This window comes from Nitrosomonas sp. sh817 (assembly GCF_030908545.1).
Lineage (GTDB): Bacteria > Pseudomonadota > Gammaproteobacteria > Burkholderiales > Nitrosomonadaceae > Nitrosomonas.
In genome coordinates this window covers 1,800,277-1,823,950 of the sequence record NZ_CP133083.1, presented here as the reverse complement: position 1 = coordinate 1,823,950, position 23,674 = coordinate 1,800,277, and the positions used below count along the sequence as shown (strand labels likewise).

Annotated in this window: 20 protein-coding genes and 1 pseudogene; 13 read left to right on the top strand and 8 right to left on the bottom strand. The window is 46.6% G+C overall.

All coding sequences use genetic code 11. The annotated features are described in order from the left end of the window. The first annotated feature begins 24 nt into the window (after positions 1-24). From RBH92_RS08535 to RBH92_RS15020, 4 genes are all read left to right on the top strand, one after another. Complete coding sequence (locus RBH92_RS08535) at positions 25-525, top strand: cytochrome c-type biogenesis protein (protein WP_307931675.1); 501 nt, start codon at positions 25-27, stop codon at positions 523-525. Beyond that, a complete protein-coding gene (gene ccmI / locus RBH92_RS08530; RefSeq protein WP_307931674.1) occupies positions 522-1,871 on the top strand; it encodes a c-type cytochrome biogenesis protein CcmI in 1,350 nt (449 codons plus the stop codon). Before RBH92_RS08535 ends, ccmI begins: the two co-directional genes overlap by 4 nt. A gap of 7 nt (positions 1,872-1,878) precedes the next feature. Then, positions 1,879-2,349: a peroxiredoxin gene (locus RBH92_RS08525; protein WP_307931673.1), complete on the top strand. Its 471-nt coding sequence runs from the start codon at positions 1,879-1,881 to the stop codon at positions 2,347-2,349. Between the two features lie 288 nt (positions 2,350-2,637). Continuing rightward, on the top strand, positions 2,638-2,790 hold the full coding sequence (locus tag RBH92_RS15020; protein WP_489684532.1) for a hypothetical protein: 153 nt from the start codon (positions 2,638-2,640) through the stop codon (positions 2,788-2,790). 94 nt (positions 2,791-2,884) lie between these two features. Here RBH92_RS15020 and RBH92_RS15015 read toward each other — a convergent pair. Further along, positions 2,885-3,103 (bottom strand): annotated as a pseudogene (locus RBH92_RS15015) (transposase); the annotation flags it as partial. 216 nt (positions 3,104-3,319) lie between these two features. On the opposite strand from RBH92_RS15015, the gene RBH92_RS08510 reads away from it, so the two are divergent. Next, a complete protein-coding gene (locus RBH92_RS08510; protein WP_307931672.1) occupies positions 3,320-4,510 on the top strand; it encodes a DesA family fatty acid desaturase in 1,191 nt (396 codons plus the stop codon). 467 nt (positions 4,511-4,977) lie between these two features. On the opposite strand, the gene RBH92_RS08505 is transcribed toward RBH92_RS08510, so the two are convergent. Next, positions 4,978-6,195, bottom strand: coding sequence for an ExeA family protein (locus RBH92_RS08505; RefSeq protein WP_307931671.1), 1,218 nt, complete (start codon positions 6,193-6,195; stop codon positions 4,978-4,980). Next, positions 6,195-6,890: an OmpA family protein gene (locus tag RBH92_RS08500; protein ID WP_307931670.1), complete on the bottom strand. Its 696-nt coding sequence runs from the start codon at positions 6,888-6,890 to the stop codon at positions 6,195-6,197. Before RBH92_RS08500 ends, RBH92_RS08505 begins: the two co-directional genes overlap by 1 nt. Positions 6,891-7,446: 556 nt before the next feature. Here RBH92_RS08500 and RBH92_RS08495 point away from each other — a divergent pair. After that, complete coding sequence (locus tag RBH92_RS08495) at positions 7,447-8,340, top strand: SPFH domain-containing protein (protein WP_307931669.1); 894 nt, start codon at positions 7,447-7,449, stop codon at positions 8,338-8,340. A gap of 73 nt (positions 8,341-8,413) precedes the next feature. On the opposite strand, the gene RBH92_RS08490 is transcribed toward RBH92_RS08495, so the two are convergent. The 4 genes from RBH92_RS08490 to RBH92_RS08475 all read right to left on the bottom strand — a co-directional run bounded on the left by RBH92_RS08490 (position 8,414) and on the right by RBH92_RS08475 (position 13,627). Further along, a complete protein-coding gene (locus tag RBH92_RS08490; protein WP_307931668.1) occupies positions 8,414-11,176 on the bottom strand; it encodes a valine--tRNA ligase in 2,763 nt (920 codons plus the stop codon). A 102-nt stretch (positions 11,177-11,278) separates the two neighbouring features. Beyond that, positions 11,279-11,638 (bottom strand): hypothetical protein, encoded by a 360-nt coding sequence (locus tag RBH92_RS08485; RefSeq protein WP_307931667.1) that lies wholly within the window; start codon positions 11,636-11,638, stop codon positions 11,279-11,281. A gap of 11 nt (positions 11,639-11,649) precedes the next feature. Beyond that, positions 11,650-12,087 (bottom strand): DNA polymerase III subunit chi, encoded by a 438-nt coding sequence (locus RBH92_RS08480; RefSeq protein ID WP_307931666.1) that lies wholly within the window; start codon positions 12,085-12,087, stop codon positions 11,650-11,652. A 52-nt stretch (positions 12,088-12,139) separates the two neighbouring features. Beyond that, positions 12,140-13,627, bottom strand: a complete 1,488-nt coding sequence (locus RBH92_RS08475) for a leucyl aminopeptidase (protein ID WP_307931665.1) — start codon at positions 13,625-13,627, stop codon at positions 12,140-12,142. A 348-nt stretch (positions 13,628-13,975) separates the two neighbouring features. On the opposite strand from RBH92_RS08475, the gene RBH92_RS08470 reads away from it, so the two are divergent. Both RBH92_RS08470 and serB read left to right on the top strand, forming a co-directional pair. Then, positions 13,976-15,391: a sensor domain-containing diguanylate cyclase gene (locus tag RBH92_RS08470; RefSeq protein WP_307931664.1), complete on the top strand. Its 1,416-nt coding sequence runs from the start codon at positions 13,976-13,978 to the stop codon at positions 15,389-15,391. A gap of 46 nt (positions 15,392-15,437) precedes the next feature. Continuing rightward, on the top strand, positions 15,438-16,274 hold the full coding sequence (serB, locus tag RBH92_RS08465) for a phosphoserine phosphatase SerB (RefSeq protein ID WP_307931663.1): 837 nt from the start codon (positions 15,438-15,440) through the stop codon (positions 16,272-16,274). A 355-nt stretch (positions 16,275-16,629) separates the two neighbouring features. On the opposite strand, the gene RBH92_RS08460 is transcribed toward serB, so the two are convergent. Continuing rightward, positions 16,630-17,520, bottom strand: coding sequence for an IS110 family RNA-guided transposase (locus tag RBH92_RS08460; protein ID WP_307931662.1), 891 nt, complete (start codon positions 17,518-17,520; stop codon positions 16,630-16,632). A 377-nt stretch (positions 17,521-17,897) separates the two neighbouring features. On the opposite strand from RBH92_RS08460, the gene RBH92_RS08455 reads away from it, so the two are divergent. The 5 genes from RBH92_RS08455 to asd all read left to right on the top strand — a co-directional run bounded on the left by RBH92_RS08455 (position 17,898) and on the right by asd (position 23,553). Further along, the gene (locus RBH92_RS08455) at positions 17,898-19,043 is read left to right on the top strand and encodes an MFS transporter (protein ID WP_307931661.1); all 1,146 of its coding nucleotides are present in this window, start codon (positions 17,898-17,900) and stop codon (positions 19,041-19,043) included. A 96-nt stretch (positions 19,044-19,139) separates the two neighbouring features. After that, positions 19,140-20,549 carry a 3-isopropylmalate dehydratase large subunit gene (gene leuC / locus RBH92_RS08450; RefSeq protein ID WP_307931660.1) on the top strand — a complete coding sequence of 470 codons (1,410 nt, stop codon included), beginning with the start codon at positions 19,140-19,142 and terminating at the stop codon, positions 20,547-20,549. A gap of 32 nt (positions 20,550-20,581) precedes the next feature. Beyond that, positions 20,582-21,220: a 3-isopropylmalate dehydratase small subunit gene (leuD, locus tag RBH92_RS08445; protein ID WP_307931659.1), complete on the top strand. Its 639-nt coding sequence runs from the start codon at positions 20,582-20,584 to the stop codon at positions 21,218-21,220. A 30-nt stretch (positions 21,221-21,250) separates the two neighbouring features. Beyond that, positions 21,251-22,312: a 3-isopropylmalate dehydrogenase gene (gene leuB / locus RBH92_RS08440; protein WP_307933949.1), complete on the top strand. Its 1,062-nt coding sequence runs from the start codon at positions 21,251-21,253 to the stop codon at positions 22,310-22,312. Positions 22,313-22,440: 128 nt separating this feature from the next. Continuing rightward, the gene (gene asd, locus RBH92_RS08435) at positions 22,441-23,553 is read left to right on the top strand and encodes an aspartate-semialdehyde dehydrogenase (protein ID WP_292923759.1); all 1,113 of its coding nucleotides are present in this window, start codon (positions 22,441-22,443) and stop codon (positions 23,551-23,553) included. The last annotated feature ends 121 nt before the right edge of the window (positions 23,554-23,674 follow it).

Below are 23,674 nucleotides of genomic sequence, written 5' to 3'. Positions count from 1 at the left end.
TTTCTGGAGAGGATTGTTTCTATCATGACGTACCTTGTACATTGTAAATTCACGACAATAAGTTTTACTTTTTTGCTACTGCTTCTGATTTCATCGATTGGCTGGGCAAAAGAAGCCACACCGGTTGCGGAAGACCCAGAGATTGAAAAGCGCATGCTAGCACTCACCATGGATTTGCGATGCTTGGTTTGTCAAAATGAGCCAATTTCAGATTCACGCGCTGAATTTTCAAATGACATCCGACGTGAAATCCGCGAGCAGATCAAAGCTAATAAAACCGATGACGAGATAATCCAATTTCTGGTGGATCGATATGGGGATTTCATTCTTTACAATCCTCCCATGAAACCAACCACATTACTGTTATGGTTTGGCCCGGTTGTACTTTTTTTGATCAGCCTCGGTTCATTAGTATTTTACTTGAGACGACGTCGAATCCAAATTGAAGAAATATCACTGTCACAAGTGCAACGTGAGAAAGCGGAAGCATTGCTAAAAGAAGATAATAAAGGTAAAGACGTATGACTGCTTTCTGGACTATTTCTGGAATTTTTATTGTTACAGCGTTGTTGTTCGTTATTCCGACGCTATTAAGAAATAAAAAGAGCCTCGCTAGGGATATTGAACACGATGCTGTTAATATTACGGTATATCGGGATCAGATTGCCGAGCTTGATAAGGATCTGCAGAACGATATTTTAAGCCAAGAACAATATGATAAAAGTAAGCAGGAACTGCAACAGCGAATGCTTCAGGATGTTGTTGAGCAAGATAAATCTATTATTCAGAAAAATAAAAAGTATCAAAATATACTTGTATCCATCCTTATTGTGCTTGGATTCCCGTTAGCGGCGGTTTTTTTGTATTTGAATATTGGCGATACTCGAGGTCTGTTGCCGCAAGCGCAACTTGCCAGTGCTACCAATATGAATCATGGTGGCGGCGGTAATAATCCTACCGACATGGGAGGACATGATTTTTCTGCTGCGTTGGAAAACCTTATTTCCAGGTTAAGCAATAATCCTGAAGACATTGAAGGATGGATAATGCTTGCGCGTACCTATACTGCTATGGAACGGTATAACGAAGCAAGTAATACCTACGCTAAATTAAACGAACTTGTTCCCGATAATCCTCAAATTTTAAGCGATTATGCACGGGCATTGGCACTTAAGAATCAAGGTACTTTAGCTGGAAAACCAACGGAATTACTACACGAAGCGCTGAAAATAGATCCGTTATTTCCCCCGGCACTGGCGCTAGCCGGACATGCAGAATTTGAGCAAGAGCATTATGAAAATGCTTCCGCGCATTGGGAGAAGTTATTAACTACCATTCCCCCGGATTCTCCGCTTGCTAAATCCGTAAAGGATAGTATCGCTGAAGCTAAGTTGCTTTCTTTTGAAGGAAAAGCCACGACTCACGATCAATCGAAACAATCACTCGATGTAGCGGAATCAAAAGATGCGGCCACTATTCAACCTGAGAATATTGTTAATGACAACAAAGAAGCAAAAGTGATCGGTGCGGTTTCAGTATCCGGTCAGGTGACGATTCGGCCTGAATTATCAACAAAAGCCTCTCCAAACGATACTTTGTTCATTTTCGCTCGAGCCAAATCCGGACCAAAAATGCCGCTTGCAATTTTGCGCCTCAAAGCAAGTGATCTACCAGCAACATTTACGCTGACGGACGATATGGCAATGACACCTGCAATGCGGATGTCTAGTTTTCCTGAAGTTATTATAGAAGCAAGAATTTCAAAATCCGGTCAGGCTGTTCCTGCCAGTGGCGATCTTCAGGGATTTAGTGAACCTGTGCAATTAGGCTTCAATAACATCGCCATTGTGATTGATACACAAATTCCGTAATCATCGAATGGTAAATATTGGCCAAAATGTAGAAAATTTTGTATTGCCGTCGACAGGCGGGCGGGATTTCAATTTATCCGAGCATCTGGGAAAAAATGTAATTATTTATTTCTATCCTAAAGATGATACTCCGGGATGCACAACCGAAGGACAGGATTTTCGGGACAATTGGGATGCATTTAATCGGAAAAATTCTGTCATCGTTGGTATTTCGCGGGACAATATCAAATCGCACGAAAATTTTAAATCCAAAATGCAATTTCCTTTCGAGTTATTAAGTGACAGCGATGAAACGATCTGCAATCTTTTTGGTGTCATGAAGATGAAAAATATGTACGGTAAGCAGGTTAGAGGTATTGAGCGCAGTACATTTATTATCGATGGTCAGGGAATTTTAATAAAAGAATGGCGCGCGGTTAAAGTGCCCGGGCATGTTCTGGAGATTTTAGATTATCTTACCGAGCGAAATCAGAACTAATCAATTCTCTTGTTTTTTTAGACTCAAGCTTAATAGCATAAGTTTTCTCAAGAGCTGTGTTACTTTATGGTTCCTTTTCAATCAAGCGCGAAATAGCAAAGAAATGCCTTCTGGGTAGCGTTTGACAGAATGCTGCCAAATACAAGGTAAGCTTGGCTGTGATGTGCGTTCAGCTTGGAAATATATTTTAAGCTTCAAAGCATTGTGGCGATGTCACTCGACTCTCACGTACGGCTCTTTCACTAAGGCTTGTTAACACAATCTGAGTGCTTCGACAATGAGGGCGAAGTGAATAAAGTAGATAGAGACGAGATCAAGCTTATCGAATCTGGAGAAGATGCGGCGAAATCCCTTGAGTGTTCGGAACAATCGTTCAATCGCGTTGCTCTTTCTGTACATGGCACGGTCATTCCGCCCAAGGCGAATCTTTTGTCACCTTGAGCAGAACAACCGAAATGTAATCCAAATACATGGCTCAGGGGCGCGGCTGGCTTATTTGTTACTCGTTAACGCAAGAACAACCGAAATGTAATCCAAATACATGGCTCAGGACACCACTCTTTGCCCAGCGATTCATGAGAGTATAGGTAGTATGTCAGTTGCCGAAGCGCTTGGTTAGTCCTCGCCACTTGCAGTCATGCTTAGCAACGTAAAGAATGGCATTGAGAACTTGCAAGTTAGAATGGCTGATGCTGCCACCCTGACGCGGCATGCAGTGTTCGATCTGTTGATATCGAGTTTCGGTGATCTCCATCTCCAAATATATCAAATAGCGTTAACAGACCTTAATACAGAAATTAATATTTCTTTTCCACATAGTGTAGTATAGAATTTTATTCCAAAATAATAAGCCTAAGATGTTCAGTGTTAAATATAGAGTTTTAAGAATTTATAGTGCAGGGTAAGCAATTTAATTTGCTTTTATTTGTCAGATCTGTAAATTGCAGATCTTTAAAAGGATGATAATTATATGATTTCTGATTTTCTCACATTGATTTCGGGTGTGATTGTTATGCCATGGTGGGGATATGTTGTTGTAACATTGATTTTAACGCATATCACGATTGCTTCTATCACAATTTATCTTCATCGCCATTCTGCGCATCGTGCTTTGGAATTGCATCCGTTACCAAGTCATTTTTTTCGTTTTTGGTTGTGGCTTACAACAGGGATGGTTACAAAAGAATGGACGGCGATACACCGCAAGCATCATGCAAAATGTGAAACCAGCGATGATCCGCATAGCCCTATAATTTACGGCATTGGAAAAGTATTGGCCGAAGGCTCTGAACTTTATCGTAAAGAAGCGAAAAATATAGAAACGCTCAAACGCTATGGATATGGAACACCGGATGATTGGATAGAGCGTAATGTTTACAGCAAGCATAGCGCCAAAGGAGTCGCATTGATGCTAATTATCAATGTCATCTTGTTTGGACCTATCGGTATTACCATTTGGGCGATACAAATGCTATGGGCGCCAGTTTTTGCTGCTGGCATTATCAATGGGGTAGGTCATTATTGGGGTTATCGCAATTTCCAAGCGGAAGACGCCAGTAAAAATATCGTACCATGGGGTATTTTGATCGGTGGTGAAGAATTGCATAATAATCATCATGCTTATGCAACATCTGCACGACTATCCAATAAATGGTATGAATTCGATATCGGTTGGCTTTACATACGAATCTTGGAAATGGCGGGGCTTGCAAAGGTGAAGAAAGTTGCTCCTAAGCTGCGTATCGATAGTGCCAAGACTGAATGTGACTCGGATACCTTGCAGGCGGTTATTTCTCATCGTTATGAAGTGCTGGCAAAATACACAAAATCACTTAAATCTACTTTCTCTCAAGAAATTATTCACTTAAAAGAAGCCACTGCACAGTACGGAATTGATAATTCAACTTTGAAGCGCTGGATTCTGGCAGATTCTAGAACGTTACAAGAGCATGAACGCGAGAAGCTGAATCAAGTCCTGAGTAATACGAAGACTCTTGATAAAGTTTATACAATGCGTGAAGAATTAGCTGAAATCTGGCAACGCTCAACAGCCTCGACTGAGGAGCTTGTAAAAAAATTGGAAGATTGGTGTCGCCGTGCAGAAGAGAGTGGGATTGAAGTTCTTCAAACGTTTTCTCAGCGGCTTCGTTGCTACGCTTAGTTTTTTGTTGATATTAATAAGCGGCTAGACTTGCAATTTTTTCAAGTGTGTCTAGCAAAATGCTTGAGGCAGTAGAAAGCAGTAGGGGGTGTAAAAATTTTGTGTAAATGGTATTTCTTACTACACAAAATTTTACACCCCCTAATTTATTTCAATGCTGATGAGTCAGCCCCTGATTCCATGTAATCGCCGGCAATTACTTCTACTTTACAATGAAAATCGGAAACATCAGATCCCGATAGCAATATCCGACCAGATTACTATAGGTCTATTACCATGCCGAAGGCAGGCTGATGGTTCGAGAAAACTCCTAAGGCACTTGTCCAGAAAATCGGATCCACCCCTGTTTTCTTTGAATGAGGAGAATCAACTTTTTACAGAGTAATGCACAGCTCTTTGTTTTGAAGAAAGCACCTTGAGAAACATAAGACAACGGTTGCCGGGGTTTAGTAAGTATGTGCGATCGCTCAAATTCTAACTAATTCAAATAGACATGCAAATAATCCAGCAACATCGGAGTGATGACAAAAATAAAAAATGCTTGAGATAAATGCGATCATTGATGACACCAGCACGATCGCAGGTGTTTTTAAGCTTTTTTGCTCATATTTGGCTTTAATCGTATTGGCGATGTCATCAAACGATTTTTCCGAAGTATCGATTTTTATTGCGGAAATATCTTGTATTACATCGTTGATTATCTCGCTTTTATGTTCAATCTTTCTTGCTGCAATAGTTGATGGTTGATTTTCAACGGGAATGATTGCTGGAGCCACTGCAACTTCAGAGACAGTATCAGCATTTTCAGTCTGAGACTCTTGTTTTTTTCGCTCTTGGTTGTTAAGCATAATGATGTAATGAAATACATCGGTAACCAAGCCCATTCGTTGCGTTGCTTCATAAATATCTTGCGCATCGACGATGGGTTTATTGCGCTCGTAGGCGACGTTAAATGATCGATCGCATAGCGAATTAATAGTGCGGGGCGTTCCACCGCCACCGAATGCAATCGATAGCGCTTCCCAGCCGGTATTTGAAATCAGATCGGGTGTGCCGCCCGCAATGTGAATGCGATGCTTTATGTATCTCAGGACGCCATCAACATTCATTTTACCGAGTGTTTCGAGGGCAGCGATGCGTTGTTTAAAAGGCGCCATTTCAGGACGATTAATTTTTTCCATTAACTCATCTTGGCCTAGCAATAATAATTGAATGAGCTTTAAGGATCCTTCTTCGAGGTTGTTTAATAGCCGGATGCCATTAATAACATCTTCGGTCATCAAATGAGATTCGTCGACAATGACCAGGCATTTCTTCCCCTCCGCGTTGATTCGGAGGAGCGCATTTCTGATGTCTCTCATGACGAAGGTTTTTTCGGATGAGGATGGTTGAATCCCAAGCTCTTGTGCTAAAAACAAATAGAGATCGGAGCTGCTCGCAGGTGGCTCGGCCATCCAAATGAGTTTTATATTGTCAGGAAAGTCGGCTTTTATCATTTGGCTCAGCGTAGTTTTTCCGGAACCGATGGGACCGGTTACGACGATGAGACCGCGACCGCTTTGCAGAGAGCCGGATATCTGTTTCCGAATGCGTGCATGATCGCCTTGATCATAAAAGAATAGTGGATCCGGTACATTCTCGAAGGGAAGTAAATTGAGGTTGAAGTGTTGCACGTACATGCTCATTAAATGTTTCCCTCCCTGGGTATCAGTTTTACTTCGACTCGACGGTTTTTCGCCCGGCCTTCTTCAGTGTTATTGGAATCAATCGGACGGGTATCTCCATAACCTTTAATTGATATCCGTTGCGATGGAATGCCATGAAGCATCAGGATATTGGCGATGGCTTTGGCGCGCCGGGACGATAGCTCCGCATTATCACTGTCAATTTTTCCAGTCGGAATATTGTCGGTATGACCTTCGATCAGGATCAGACTTCCCGGAGATGCGTTGATTTCTTTAACAAGTTTTTCTATTGTGGTATAGGCAACGTCTTGAATGACATCCTGTCCGGAGCGAAATGTTTTACCGCTGAACACTATCAACGTTCGAGATTGCGATTCTGCTTTGCTATCGATTACATCTTGCGTCACTGCTTCGGGAGCGTTGGATTGATTCTCCTGCTGGGTGTCAGCAATTCTCGCTTCGTTGTTAGGAGCAGAGGTGTGATGGTCAAGTATGGACGATTCATGATTCGCGAGATCCGGGAATGGAGGCGGAGGCGCCGGTGGCGAATAGGCTGGTTCCGGTGTCAATGCGAGTTCCGACGGCAAATTGATGGGCGAGGAATGATCCCCGGGATTTTTAACAGCTTTGTAGATTATTAAAATTGCCAGTGAGAAAAATATCACTGAAAGACCATAAAAAATTGAGCGTATCATAAGTTACTCGAAATAGAATTGCTGAAGTGATTATTCACGAACTCAATTGCCAATATTTTAGCGTATCCCATCGGTTTTGTTATTCAGTGGCTCCAAACGGCCATTGAGGACGGATAAAACTTAAAAAACCTAACTGCAAGAACAGTTGAGAGCGAGAAGTTGAAACGAATCTTTGGGATGGTCGCGCTAATTGACACGTAGTTCAACGGACATCTCCGTTATTATAAATATTTATTTTCATATGGATATATCAATTTCTTGTATTTTTTTCTAGGAAAATAAGATTAGTCTATAAATCTCAAATAGAACAATACCATAAGATGTTCAATATCATTTTTGATGATCTGAGATCTTGATGCTTTCAGCAGCATTCTTTGCGTTTCTCATAAATGGTGATTCGAAACTAATAACGTAATACCTGAATGATAATTCTTTTTTTCAATAAGCTAATGAGGAAATAAGCAATTTTGCGGCTTCTTATTCGGTTTGACAGTATCTTTTCTAGCCATTACCTTATTCTTAATACACATCGTTGTAAGTTATAGGAGGGACTATCTTGGAAAAAAGATCTGGCAGCAAGGCGATCGGAACCGACGAACAAATTATTTCGGGCACCAATGGATGGTTGATGCTGGTGTTATTGATTGCCGCATTGCTAGTGGGAATTTTTCTTGTGGCGACACCGGGTATGCCGGTCAAGATTATTGCTGGTGGCGTGTTACTGTCCATTGCACTGTTTTTTTGTAAAGGTTTATTCACCTTAGAACCGAATCAGGCTGCTGTAATGATTTTTTTTGGCAACTATGTTGGCACCGTTAATGCCAGCGGTTTTTTCTGGGTTAATCCTTTTTATAGCAGAACCAAAGTATCGCTGCGCATCAATAACTGGAATACGCCGGTACTAAAGGTCAATGATGAACGCGGTAGCCCCATCGAAATTGCTGCAGTCATTGCTTGGCGCATTCATGATACCGCTCGGGCGGTTTTCGATGTGGAAAGCGCGATGAATTATCTGCAAATACAGAGTGAATCCGCTGTTCGCCAAGTGGCCAGCAGCCATGCCTATGACGATGCCGAAGGGGGGCAACGCAAGAGCTTGCGTACCGATCTGGATGCAATTGCGGCGGTGTTACGCGAATCGATTCAACAACATGTGGATGTGGCCGGCATTGTGATCGAAGAAGCCAAAATCGCCCATCTTGCTTACGCGCCGGAAATCGCCAACGCGATGTTGCGGCGTCAACAGGCGGAAGCAGTAGTAATGGCGCGCCAAAAGCTGGTTGATGGAGCAGTCGGGATGGTCGAGGTGGCGTTAAAAAGATTGGAAGATCAGCAGATTGTGTCACTAACCTCGGATCAGCGCGCGGTGCTGGTCACCAATATGATGACCGTTTTATTATCGGAATCAGGCGCACAACCGGTGATTCAAATGGCGCAAACTAATCAATGAGAGAATGACTTGGCTCGATCCGGCGATCACCGGCCAATGACCGGTGATCGCGCTGTTTCAATAAATCGTCAGCTCAATTTAATTTCTGCAATTGCTCTTTGAGATTTTTAAGTTTCGTCTCAAAAGCCGCCAAGCGTTCTCTTTCCTGTTCGACGACATGCGCCGGCGCGCGCGCGACAAAACCCGGATTCGATAGTTTGGCTTGCGCTTTGGCGATCTCTGCGTCAATACGTGCAATTTCCTTCGACAAACGCTCGCGTTCGGCGGCGGCATCCACCTCGATCTTGAGCATCAGCTTGAAATCGCGCACGATTGCAACCGGTGCGTCGGCATCCGGCAATTCTTCCGGCAGGATTTCCATATCGGATAACTTTGCCAATGCCAACAGATACGGCCGGCATTGCTTTAGTGTGTGCGCATCTCCGGTTGCAAGCAGCGGCACTTTCAATGCGGGCGATAAATTCATTTCGCCGCGCAAGGTGCGGCAGGCGTTGACTAATTCTTTCAGTAACAGAATATATTCGATCGCGGATTGGTCAATCCTGTGCGGATCCGCAACCGGATAAGGCTGGCACATGATGCTGGCGCCTGATTTTCCGGCCAATGGCGCCGCTTTTTGCCACAATTCCTCGGTAATGAAAGGAATAATCGGATGAGCAAGCCGCAGCATTGCTTCCAGCACACGCACCAAAGTCCGGCGCGTTGCCCGTTGTATCGCATCCTGATCGGAGATGAGCTGTACTTTTGCTAATTCCACATACCAATCACAATACTCATCCCAGACCAATTCATAGACTTCCCGTGCAGCCAAATCAAAGCGATAATTGCCAAATGCTTGGGCAATTGCCAGCTCCGCTTGTTGCAAGCGGCCGATAATCCACAGATCGGCGGCGGAATAGGTCAGAGGGATGGCCTCGTCCACACCGGTGTCTTTGCCATCGCAATTCATCAGCACATAGCGCGTTGCATTCCACAACTTGTTACAGAAATTACGGTAACCTTCACAGCGCTGCATATCAAATTTAATATCGCGGCCGTGTGACGCCAGGCTGGCAAAGGTAAAGCGCAAGGCATCGGTGCCAAAGGCAGGAATGCCATCGGGAAAGTGCTTGCGGGTAGTTTTTTCAATCGCATCGGCTTGCTTAGGATTCATCAGCCCGGTGGTGCGCTTCGCAATCAAATCGGGCAAGGCAATGCCGTCGATCAGATCCAGCGGATCGAGCACGTTGCCTTTGGATTTGCTCATCTTCTGGCCCTCGGAGTCGCGGATCAGGCCGGTGATATACACTTCCTTGAACGGTACCTTGCCGGTGAAATGCAGCGACATCATCACCATTCGTGCAACCCAGAAGAAAATGATGTCAAATCCGGTGATCAGCACCGAAGTCGGCAGAAAGGTTTTGAGTTCCGCAGTATCGTGGGGCCATCCGAGTGTGGAAAACGGCCAAAGCGCCGAAGAGAACCAGGTATCGAGCACATCTTCGTCTTGGGTAAGATCGGTTTTTCCGGATAATTTTTGCGCTTCAACCAGATCATACGCAACCGTGACATTCCCATCCTCGTCATACCAAGCGGGGATGCGATGTCCCCACCATAATTGCCGGGAGATGCACCAGTCCTGAATGTTTTCCAGCCACTGGTTATAAACATGAGTCCAGTTGTCCGGTGTAAAAGTAATTTCGCCACCGGCAACAACTTGCAACCCACGCTTGGCTAGCCCTTCCATGGCGACATACCATTGGTCGGTCAACATCGGTTCGATGATGGTGTTGGTGCGATCGCCGCGCGGCGCCATTAATTTGTGCGGTTTTGTTTCGACCAGGAATCCCTGATTTTCGAGGTCTGCAACAATTTTTTTCCGGGCCTCGAAACGATCCATGCCTTGATAGTCAATTGGCGCCAGGTCGTTGATTTTTCCATCCAGTGTGAAAATATTGAGGGCTGCCAAATGATGCCGCTGGCCCACTTGATAATCATTAAAATCATGAGCGGGCGTGATTTTTACACAACCGGTTCCGAATTCCCGGTCGACATAGGTATCGGCAATAATAGGGATTGTGCGCTCGCATAACGGCAACCGGACATGCCGTCCGATCAGATGCTGATAACGCGGATCTTCCGGGTGGACGGCGACTGCAACGTCGCCGAGCATGGTTTCCGGGCGTGTCGTGGCAACAATCAAGGCTTCATTTGGTTCGGTATGAATACCATCCATCTGTTCCAGCGGATAGCGGACGAGCCACAAGAAGCCATTTTCTTCAGTGGAAATAACTTCGAGATCGGAGACCGCAGTCTGCAGCACGGGATCCCAATTTACCAGACGTTTGCCGCGATAAATCAATCCTTCGCGGTAGAGCCGGACAAACACTTCAGTGACGGCGCGAGATAATTCCGCATCCATGGTAAACCGTTCGCGAGTCCAATCGCAGGAGGAACCCAAACGCCGCATTTGCCGGGTGATCGTGGAGCCGGATTCGTCTTTCCACTGCCAAACGCGCTGTAAAAAGGCTTCACGCCCCATTTCCCGGCGATTCAATTGCTGCTGATCCAATTGCCGCTCGACCACGATCTGCGTTGCAATACCGGCGTGATCGGTACCCGGTTGCCATAAGGTATTGTCGCCAAGCATGCGGTGATAGCGTGTCAAAGCATCCATTAAAGTATGCTGGAATGCATGGCCCATGTGTAGCGTACCCGTAACATTGGGCGGCGGCAGCATGATGCAATATGGGGGATGTTCGCTGGCGGTTGCCGGCTTGAAATAGCCGCCCGATTCCCAAGTGGAATACCAGCGGCTTTCTATCGTTTTAGGATCAAAACTTTTATCGAGTTCCATGGAAGAGTTCTATGTTTTTGTTGAGTGATGCAAAAGCCTGCATTATAGCGGAAGGCATTTGACCCGCATAACAAGTCCGGTCAGCCTTTAGACAATGAAAATTTATTTCAGAAGACGAGCCAATCGAATTTCCAGTGCGCTTGCGAGCGCTTTACGATCCGTGGCATTCATGTCGATCAGGCATTCCGCTAATGCCGAATCCAATATTTGGCGGATCGGCGTCAGACGCGCAGGTTGAGGATGGATAACGGTTGGGTGCAGTATCACGACATCGGTCAATAGCGGGATTTCACTGGATTTATCAGCATCTGGCCGATTGTCAGATGATGGCGCCGTGATGGAGTGCGAAAACTCGCTGGCTGAAATGAGTTTGCCATGATGCTGATACTTGTTCAGTAGATTCCTGAATTTCTCCAGTATTTCAGAGTCATCAAGGTCCGATGAAGCATTATTCTCATTCATAAGATAATCGACTATTCATTAAGCTGGAAATGTTGTATCGCATAACCGGCTTCTTTATAAAAACGGTATCGAACACGAGCTTCCGCTTTATCGTCCGGAGCATTATCCGCAATCTCGATAACCCGCTTAAATCCACCAATCGCAGGCGGATGCTGCCGATCCAGATTGAGTAATACATCGAAATGCGCATCAGCAGGGATGCGGTTGCTTAAAATTACCGGCGTTACATCGATCAGGCTAGGCTCATCGCGCAGGTTGCAGTGGGGAACAAAGCTGATGGAAGAAAACGTCCAGAGTAATTCATTAAATCGCTCAATTAAGGACTCATCCAGGGCATAGACAAGCACTCTCATCTGTTGTTGAACCGCCTTGGTACACAACCGGCAAGCCGTAATAAGTTTGTCGTCGGATCCGGAATAGAAAAAAATCTGAGCCTTGCTTGTTTCCATGCTATTTCATCAAGGGTTCTCTATTATTGGAGGTACCCAATGGCGTTTAACGTTACTTCGCCTGGCTGATCAGGAACTGCATTAATAGCGGAACAGGCCGGCCCGTCGATCCTTTATCTTTTCCGGATTTCCAGGCAGTACCGGCGATATCCAAATGCGCCCAACGGTATTTTTTAGTAAAACGGGAAAGGAAACAGGCCGCGGTAATGGTGCCTGCCGCTCTGCCGCCGATATTCGCGATGTCGGCAAAGTTGCTTTTCAATAATTCTTGATAATCATCTCCCAGTGGCAGTTGCCATGCCTTATCAACCGCTTGTTCTCCCGCCGCAATCAGTTCCTGCGCAAGCTGTTCATCATTACTTAACAAGCCGGTCGTAAAATTTCCGAGCGCAATTACGCATGCACCCGTCAGCGTGGCAATGTCAATCACCAGTTTCGGATTGTAACGCTCGGCATAGGTTAGCGCATCGCAAAGAATCAACCGGCCTTCCGCGTCGGTATTGAGAATTTCAATGGTCTGTCCCGACATGCTGGTGACGACATCGCCTGGTTTGGTGGCTTTGCCGCTGGGCATATTTTCGGTTGCCGGGATGATTCCTATTAAATTAATGGGTAATTTCAACTCCGCTGTTGCCAGCATAGCCCCCAATACACTAGCGGCGCCGCTCATGTCGAATTTCATCTCATCCATTTCCGCAGCGGGTTTGAGTGAGATGCCACCGGTATCAAAAGTAACGCCTTTGCCGACCAGAACCACCGGATTATCTTTCTTGGTTAAGCCCTGATATTCGAGCACAATTAACTTGGCGGGCTGATCACTGCCGCGAGCGACGGCTAACAGCGAACCCATGCCAAGTTTTTCCATATCTTTCTCTTCAAGCACGGTCGCTTTAAGTTTGTGTGTTTTTGCGAGATCTTTGGCTTGTTTGGCAAGATAGGTAGGTGTGCAAATATTCGGCGCTTGATTTCCCAGGTCTTTGGTTAAATTCATGCCTTTCGCGATGGCCAGACCTTGTTGCAACGCGTTCTCGCAACCTGGTAGCTCGGCGCGGTCGTTTATGCATAAAACAACTTTCCGTAACTGACTGCGATCGTTGTCCGGCTTGCTTTTGAGCTGATCAAAGCGATATAAGCTGGTTGAAACCGCGATGGCGGTTTGTGTGACTTTCCAATCGCTGTTTTTTTGTTTGAGCGGAAAATCCGGTAAGGACAGCGTAACATCGGTCACTGCGGTTTTTTGCAGCGTATTTAGAATCGAACCGATCGCCGACAAGAACGTTTTTTCCTTGAATTCCTGTTCCTTTCCCAAACCGATCAGCAGGATCCTTTTGAATTGTGTATTGGGTACATTGTGCAACAGCAGTGAGGTATTCGCCTTTCCTTCCATGTCTCCGGAAGCAAGGATGTTCTTGATATAACCTTCGGTCGCTTTATCCAGAATTTTTGCCGTTTCCGACATTTTTCTCGATTCAAAGATACCGGCAACCACACATGCGCCACGTTGTTTATCCGATGTTCCTACTTTTATTGCGAAATCCACATCCAGCTCCTTTATTGCACGATGAGTCATTAGATACGAAGTTTTCTTTTATTGACCTGCTATATTAAAAAAGAAAAAAGCAGATTCTGTCAAAAAATGAAAAAGAAAATAATACTGCATAGTAGCAGTTTGCTCGAAAAAATGGACGGCGATCGTCAAATTCGACATATCGATGTTCATTCCAGCGTTATTCCATAAATACCGCCTACAGATTCAGGTTAATATGCTATCTTAATATTATTGGAGATTAATCAGTATATTATTCAGTAATATATAGATGTTACATGAAAATAAGGGTAATAAGTGATTGATGATTCACTGAGAAGCCGATTAAATATTTGCGAGACTTTGCCGACTTTACCTGCGGTTGCTGTAAAGATAATCGAATTGGCCAATGATCCGAATGCAGATATCGGAACTATTTGCCAATATATTTCCATGGATCCGGTGTTGTCTGCAAAATTGCTGCGGACAGCGAATACACCTTTGTATAAATCCCGGCGGATTGCAACCAATATTCGCCAAGCGGTCAGCATCCTGGGTACACATACCGTACTTGTCATTGCTTTATCTTTTTCCTTGTCGCATACATTGATGAAAGCATCATTGTCTGTTGAGGACAAGGTATTTGATGGTCATGTGTTTTGGCGCCGGTCGATTGCTTCCGCGCTTGCTTGCAGAGCACTTGGCGAAAAGTTGGGCTTAAGCTACTTGGATGACTTGTTTTTAGCAGGTTTGATCCAAGAAATCGGGATCATTGCTTTTTGGGCCTTGATGCCGGAAGCGTATGAAAAAATTTTTATCACAACGACCGATCACGATACGCTGCTGAAAACCGAACGTGAAACATTCGGTTGCGGTCACGATGAGCTTGGTTATGCCTTGCTCAAGAAGTGGCATATACCGGATTACATTGCATTATCGTGTATTAACAGTCATTGCCAACCGGAGCCTAGGCATCTGGGACCCACTTTGCAATCATGCTTGGCGGTTTCCCGGTATCTGGCGGATTATTTCATTTATCCGCAGGAAGCCGAGAAAATGATTGCGTTGAATGATGCGGCACAGAACTGGCTTGGATTTGATGCCAATGCATTGATCGAAGTCATTAAAATTATGGAAGTTGGTTTAAATGCGGTTGAAGATTTGTTTGAACTGAAGATCCATCATTCGTCGCAAGTCACTGGAATTCTGGCTGAAGCTAAAGAGTTATTGCTGATATATAGCTTATCCCGAATGAAAGACCTGGAAGACAAATCGCAGCGCGATGGTTTAACAGGCGCCTATAACCGCACTTATTTCGATGAGACATTACAACGGGAGTTTTATCTGGCCTCGCAATATCATTTACCGTTAACCATTGCCATTATTGACCTCGATCATTTCAAAAATGTTAACGATACCTATGGGCATGTCGCTGGAGATTCCATATTGGCGGCTGTGGTCAAAACAATTTTTGATCAGATCCGTCAAGATGACACGTTGAGCCGCTACGGAGGGGAAGAATTTGCTTTGATTCTTCCGGGCACTTCATTGGTTGCTGCGCGGAATTTAATTTCCCGATTAAAGGATGCGATTGCAGCAATCGCCTATAAATTCGATGGCGCTACCACGATTCGTGTTACTGCATCGATTGGCGTGGCGGCGTATCAAGAGAGCGATGTCAATTTTTTTGAACCCAAAGACATGGTCAAGGCTGCCGATTCCGCGCTCTATGCCGCCAAGAATGCTGGCCGGAATCAAATAGTCGAATGGTGCGTGTGAGAAGTCTTATAATTGCCGCTTCATTGATATCTTAATTTTAGTGATAATGAATCTGATTATTCAGGGTCTGGAGATTAATAACAGTGATCTGCGTGATTTGGCAAAGTTATCACAGGCGGATGGTATTGAACGGATAACCGGGCAGGCTTTTCGTCTGACAAGAGCCAATGTCTCTGAGGGAATAATGGAACATTGCGCTCAAGCGGAATTGGATTTTGCATTTGTTAATCCGGATATTAAGCTATCGGACTTCAAGCTGATTGCAATGGATATGGATTCGACATTATTGGCGATCGAATCCATTGACGAGATTGCCGACATGCTGAACATCAAAGCGCAGGTTGCGGAAATCACACAGCAAACCATGCAAGGCAAAATGAATTTTGAAGAAAGTCTGATGCGGCGCACCGCATTGTTGCAGGGTTTACATCAAGATGCGTTGCAGCGAGTGTACGACGAGCGCGTGAAATTGAATCCTGGTGCCGAAATCATGTTGCAGAAGGCCAAGCGCGCCGGGTTAAAAACGATGGTGATATCCGGTGGTTTCACGTTCTTTACAGAACGCATTAAAGCTAAGCTGGGATTGGATTTTGCCGCGGCCAACGTGCTGGATATCCATGACAATAAATTAACCGGACAGGTGCGAGGAGAAATCATCGGCAGGCAAGGTAAGGCGCAAGTTCTCCGGCAGGTTTGCGAGGCATTGAATCTAAAACACGAACAAGTGATTACCGTCGGGGATGGTGCCAACGATATGGATATGATGTCCGAATCGGGTGTCAGTATTGCTTATCATGCGAAACCTATCGTTCAGAATCATGCCACCTATTCGATTAATTATGTGGGATTGGACGGGATCACCAATTTATTCCAGCAAAATTGATGCGCTGCGGTAAATTTCTTTTTTTGACGGATAAGTCTTTTCAGGCTGTCGAGCTTAGTTCTCCTAGGGAAGCGCTTACATGGACACCGCCCGTCTTGCAAGCACTGATGTATAGAAACACAAGGTTCGATTGCACACTTACATTCGGCTTTTGATAAGAGCGTTTAGCTCAGAGCCCCTATGGTGTATTCGCCGGCGGGTCCCAATCTGAATAGCGAAGTCTGGTTGCTTCGAGAGCTTCCCCGGGTTTGGCCGCCGCGGTCCGACCTGTCTTCCCATCACATAAATGCAAGCAATCGTGAATGAATATCCTCCTGTTAACGATGCTTCTGTTTTTTATGAATCGCTCATATCATCATGCTTCAGCAGCGTATCTAGCACGATAGGTTTCATTTTTAGCCAGCAATGCCCAAGCTGCCCGGGCATTGTGATTGGCCAGCGCCACTGTTGCGACATTGGGATGACACCGCGCCAGCAGTTGCGCAATCCAGGCATTGCCAGGCGGCTTACCGGCTTGTTGCCGCGCACGTAAATGCCGGATTACAGCACGCGCACCGTGGATCATCAAAGTGCGCAGATAACGATCACCTCGTTTACTGATTCCCAGCAGACGTTGCCGCCCGCCGCTCGATGCCTGGCGTGGCACCAGTCCTAGCCAAGCGGCAAATTGCCGTCCATTGGTAAATGCCCTTGCATCACCTATCGCTGCAGCAATCGCGGTAGCGCTTATGACGCCCACACCAGGAATCCCGGCCAAGCGTTGACTCGCTTCATTGCTGACGTGCCATTGCTGAATCCTGTGCTCCAGTAGCGCAATCCGCTCATCGAGTGCCGATAATTGATCCCGCAACACAGCGGCCAAATCCCGGCACATCGGCGGCAACTCATCGCCGGTATCTTCCTGCGCGGACTTAACCGAAACAAAGCGCATTCCCGGGCGTTGCACTGCTTCACAAATGGCTTCCGCATCGAGCATATCCGACTTGTTCGACTTCAAATAGGGTTTGATGAACCTTGCCGCCATCGGCCGCACCGTATGCCCCAGCTCGCTCAGCTTGCGTGCCCAATAATGCATGCCGCCACAGGCTTCCAGCCCAATCCGGCAAGGTTCGATCTTTGCAAACCACGACAGTACCTCGCTTCGCCTCAATTGCTTGCGCTCAACCACCCGTCCTTGTGCATTAACAGCGTGTACCTGAAAAACATTCTTTGCCAAATCCAAACCAACTACGCTAATCTTATCCATGGATGCTGCCCTCCAATTTTGAGTTGATGATTGAAAGCCAACTGTGGCACATTGCGATGCCGTTGTCAGGAGGGCGGTGTCCATTCCATCTGATTAATTGACTATACGAGCGAATCAAATCGTTGCGCGGTACTCGCTTCCTCGCCTATCTTTTCGATATGTCTCGGTTGCTGCGTTCCGTGCGCCTCGTGCTTCCTCTCGTTCACTGAATTAATCAGGGCTTCCCTAAAAGGCAAGCGGAATTCTAGTAGAATCGCGGTTTTCAAGGAATCCGGCAAGTTTTTCGATTGATTGCAAGCCGCTTCCCGGGTTTAATGCCGGCATCGTGCCGGGTAATTTTTCTAAATCATGTGGTTATCAGCTTTCGCATAACATTTATGCCGACACTTCCCTATTGGCGCTTATCCGGTTTTTATTTTTTCTATTTTGCTTTCATTGGAGCTTTTTCGCCGTACTGGAGCTTGTATTTGCAATCGCTGCATTTTAACGCGCTGCAAATCGGCGTGCTGATGTCATTATTACTGGTAACCCGGATCTTTTCTCCCGCAGCCTGGGGATGGCTGGCGGATCATACCGGAAAGCGCGTGCGCGTGGTGCAATTGGCCGCTGTCTGCGGTTTGATCAGTTATTGCGGTTTTTTCTGGGGTGAATCATTCGTCTGGATTTTTTTCGTGACGTTGTTGATGAGCTTTTTTTGGAGTGCGTCGCTGCCTTTGATGGAAGCCATTACATTGTCGCATCTGGGCGATTCGACCGACCGTTACGGCCGGATCCGTTCCTGGGGGTCGGTAGGGTTTGTGGTATCGGTTGTGGGCATTGGTTATTTGCTGGAAATCGTTGAGATCATTTGGCTGCTTTGGGTCGTGCTGGGATTGAAGGTGGGTATCGTGCTATTTTCGTACCAGATACCGGAAAAGGAAATCATCAGTCATGTCAGCGGATTTCATTCGATCCGGCAAATTTGCAGGCGCCCCGAAGTCATAGCTTTTCTATTTTCCAGCCTGTTGATGTTGTTTGCGCACGGCGCCTACTACACTTTTTTCTCGATTTATCTGGTTGAGCATGGCTATGACAAGGGATTTGTCGGATGGCTATGGGCGATCGGCGTGATCTGTGAAATCGGCATTTTTTTCATCATGCCTTGGCTGATGCGGCATTTCCGCCTCAAGCAGATTTTGATGTTCAGTTTCGCTTGCGCCACGCTCCGTTTTGCGCTGATAGGCAGTTGGGTTGATTGGCCGGCCATATTGATTCTGGCGCAAATATTGCATGCGGCGACTTACGGGGCGCATCATGTCGCGGCAATGATGGTGATCCATTATTTTTTCAAAGGGCGTAATCAAGCGAAAGGACAAGCGCTTTATACCAGCATTGCCTACGGTCTCGGCGGCGCCTTGGGGGCGGTTTCGAGCGGTTATACCTGGGATTGGCTGGGAGCGGAGGTCACTTTTTTTATCAGCGCGGTCACGGCTTTGTTAGGGTTGCTGGTCATTGCGTGGAAGATGCATTCGTTCAATCATTAGCTGCGGATTGTTCAATTTGTTGAACCGGTAAACTTTATGGGATAATTATCAATTAATTGTTTTTTCTTTTTTGTTTTTTTATTTTCACCAGATCAGATGCAAACGTTATACGACAAACTTTGGAACCAGCACGTGGTTCATACCGAATCCGCCGATCCGCATAGCATGACATTGATCTATATTGATCGTCATCTCGTGCATGAGGTGACGAGTCCGCAGGCGTTTGAAAGTTTGAAATTGGCGGGGCGGAAGCCTTGGCGGTTGAATTCGATTCTTGCGGTTGCGGATCACAATGTGCCGACGACTGATCGAAGTCATGGCATTCATGATCCCATTTCCCGTTTACAGGTTGATACGCTCGATCAGAATTGCGATGAATTAGGGATTACCGAATTCAAAATGAGCGATTTGCGTCAGGGCATCGTTCATGTGATCGGGCCGGAGCAAGGCGCGACGTTACCCGGTATGACAGTTGTGTGCGGGGATTCGCATACCAGCACGCACGGCGCGTTCGGATGCCTGGCGTTCGGCATCGGCACATCGGAGGTTGAACATGTGCTGGCGACGCAGTGTTTGCTGATGAAAAAATCGAAAACCATGCGTATTTCCGTGGAAGGTGTTTTGGGTTTCGGTATGACCGCGAAAGATATCGCTCTGGCGGTTATCGGTGAAATTGGCACCGCCGGCGGCACCGGGTATGCCATCGAGTTCAGCGGCAGCGCGATTCGCGCGTTATCGATGGAAGGGCGTATGACGCTATGCAATATGGCGATCGAGGCAGGCGCGCGCGCCGGAATGGTGGCTGTGGATGATACCACCATCGATTACATCAAAGGGCGTCCGTTCGCGCCGCAAGGCGAGCGATGGGATAATGCCGTCAAGTATTGGCGCACGCTTCATAGCGATGAAGGCGCGCAGTTTGATAAGACGGTCAGACTGGATGCCGCGCAAATTAAACCGCAAGTGACCTGGGGCACATCCCCGGAAATGGTCACTACGATTGATGGTACCGTGCCTGACCCGATGCAGGTCAACGATGAAGTGAAACGTCATGATATGCAGCAAGCGCTCAAGTACATGGGGCTGATTGCCAACACGCCGATTCAGCAAATTATGATCGACAAGGTATTTATCGGGTCGTGTACCAATTCTCGCATCGAGGATTTGCGGGCAGCGGCGCAAATCGTTAAGGGTAAGCATATTGCGGCGAACATTAAGCAAGCGCTGGTGGTTCCGGGTTCCGGTTTGGTTAAGCAACAAGCGGAACAGGAAGGCCTGGATCAAATTTTCAGGGCGGCGGGTTTTGAGTGGCGCGAACCCGGTTGCTCGATGTGTCTGGCGATGAATGATGACCGGCTGTTACCCGGCGAGCGATGCGCCTCGACTTCCAACCGCAATTTTGAAGGCCGGCAAGGTCCCGGCGGGCGGACGCATCTGGTGAGTCCGGCGATGGCGGCGGCGGCGGCGGTGGCAGGGCATTTTGTCGACGTGCGCAAGCTGCAGTAAAACAATAACCTGTTCTATTCATATAAAGTTCAATGGAAAAATTTCATACGCTGACCGGTTTGGCGGCTCCGATGGATCGCGCCAATGTCGATACCGATGCCATTATCCCGAAACAATTCTTAAAATCGATCAAGCGTTCCGGTTTCGGCCAGAATCTATTCGACGAATGGCGGTTTCTTGATCATGGCGAACCTGGCATGGATCCGGCGAAGCGCCAGCCCAATCCGGATTTTGTGCTGAATCAGCCGCGTTATCAGGGGGCGCAGGTTTTGCTGGCGCGCGCCAATTTCGGCTGCGGTTCGAGCCGCGAGCATGCGCCGTGGGCGTTGCAGGATTATGGGTTCCGGGTGATTATTGCGCCCAGTTTCGCGGATATTTTTTTTAATAATTGCTTCAAGATAGGTCTGTTACCGGTCATTTTGAGCGAGACGGCGATGGATCGGTTGTTTGATGAAGTTAAATCAACCATTGGTTATCAATTGACGGTTGATCTGCAAAATCAAAATGTATCGACTCCCGGTCACGAAGCGTATCCGTTTGAGATCGATCCGTTTCGCAAGCACTGCTTGCTGAATGGGCTTGATGAGATCGGCCTGACCTTGCAACACGCCGAAAAAATAAAGCAATTTGAGCAAAAACGGCGCGAACAGCAGCCTTGGCTGTTTGTGTAAGCTTTAATATTTTTAGATAATTGAATAATGATGAAAATTGCAGTTTTGGCAGGTGATGGGATCGGGCCTGAAATTGTCGCGCAAGCGGTACGAGTTCTGGATCATCTTAAAAATGACGGCCTTGAGATTGAGTTGGAGCATGGTTTGATCGGCGGTTGTGCGGTGGATGCAACCGGAGAACCGTACCCTGAAGCGACGCACCGTCTGGCAAGCGAAGCGGATGCAGTGCTTCTGGGCGCTGTGGGGGGGCCGCAATACGATGCGTTGCCGCGTCATCAGCGTCCTGAAAGAGGTCTTTTGGCAATCCGCAAGGCGCTCAATCTGTTTGCGAATCTGCGTCCTGCTATTTTATATCCGGAACTTGCCAATGCTTCGAGCCTGAAATATGACGTTGTTGCCGGACTCGATATCATGATTGTGCGTGAACTGACCGGAGATATCTATTTCGGCGAGCCGCGTGGTATCGAGACGCGCGATGGGCAACGTGTCGGTTTTAACACAATGATTTATAGTGAATCCGAAATAAGAAGAATCGCGCATGTGGCATTTCAAGCAGCGGCCAAACGGCAAGGAAAATTATGCTCAGTGGATAAAATGAATGTGCTGGAATGCACACAGTTGTGGCGTGATGTCGTATCGGAAGTGGCGCAACAATACCCGCAAGTAACACTATCCCATATGCTGGTTGATAACGCCGCGATGCAACTGGTGCGTAATCCCAAACAATTTGACGTGATCGTCACCGGTAATATGTTCGGTGATATTTTGTCGGACGAAGCATCAATGCTGACCGGTTCGATCGGCATGCTGCCATCGGCTTCACTGGATGAAAACAATAAAGGGCTGTATGAACCGATTCATGGGTCGGCGCCGGATATTGCGGGTAAAGATCTGGCCAATCCATTGGCGACTATTTTGTCGGTGGCGATGATGTTGCGTTACACCTTCAATCAAGAAGAGGCTGCGCAACGGATTGAGAATGCAGTTAAAAAGGTGCTGGCATCAGGCTACCGGACAAAAGATATCGATGAGCCTGGAATGAAGTCCGTTGGCACAAAAGCGATGGGTGATGCGGTATTGCAGTTGATGTGAGGTTTTTTCGCGGTGATTCAATAATTGAAGTGAAATAGATGCGCTAATTAATTGTTATCTATTGGCAAAGTAAGCTAATATGATGATTCGTATTTAATAGGTTGTATTTTTTGAATAAGAGATTTGCAATGAAACAAGTCGGTTTTGTCGGTTGGCGTGGCATGGTGGGTTCGGTATTAATGCAAAGAATGCGGGAAGAAGAGGATTTTTCTCTGATCGATCCCGTTTTTTTTACAACTTCGCAGAAGGGTGGCGCGGGTCCCGACATAGGTAAGGAAATACCCGCGCTTAAAGATGCATTCGACGTCGATCAACTGAGTGCGATGGATATCATCATTTCTTGCCAAGGCGGCGATTATACCAATCAAGTCTTCAAACAGTTGCGCCAAGCGGGCTGGCAAGGCTACTGGATCGATGCAGCTTCGGCCTTGCGGATGGATAAAGACGCCGTGATTATTTTGGATCCGGTCAACAAGCCGGTGATCGAGCAAGCGCTGCATGACGGGGTGAAAAATTACATCGGTGGAAATTGTACGGTCAGTCTGATGCTGATGGCTGTCGGCGGTCTTTTCGAAAAAGGCATGGTGGAATGGATGAGCGCGATGACCTACCAAGCGGCTTCCGGCGCCGGCGCAAAGAACATGCGTGAATTATTGCAGCAAATGGGTGAAGCGCATCGTGTCGCAAAGGATTTGCTGGATAACCCTGCCTCCAGCATTCTGGATATTGACCGGGAAGTTGCCGGTACCTTGCGCGATAAAAACTTTCCCAAAGAAAATTTCGGGGTGCCATTGGCCGGCAGCTTGATACCCTGGATTGACAAAGAAGTCGCCAACGGGCAAAGCCGTGAAGAATGGAAAGGTCAGGCCGAAACCAACAAGATTCTTGGAAGAAGCAACCGGCAAATCCCCGTCGATGGAATCTGTGTGCGCGTCGGCGCGATGCGCTGCCATAGCCAGGCTTTAACGATCAAATTAAAACAGGATGTGCCGCTGGATGAGATTGAAGACGTTATCGCACACTCCAACGATTGGGTGCATGTGGTACCTAACGAACGAGAAGCAACGACTGCGAGTTTAACGCCGGCGGCAGTAACCGGCACGCTATCCATTCCAGTCGGCCGGTTGCGCAAGCTGGCGATGGGTAATGAATATTTGTCGGTATTCACGGTCGGTGATCAGTTGCTGTGGGGAGCAGCCGAACCGTTACGAAGAATGTTGCGAATATTGATTGAGCATTAAATTGCTGTAATCAGTTAATAATCCTTGAATATTGAATAACTTTCAGAGTTTGCATAAAAGAAATTAGCCTATTATTTAACGCATAATTCCGGCTTGTATGATTACGCCGCAATGCTAGCCT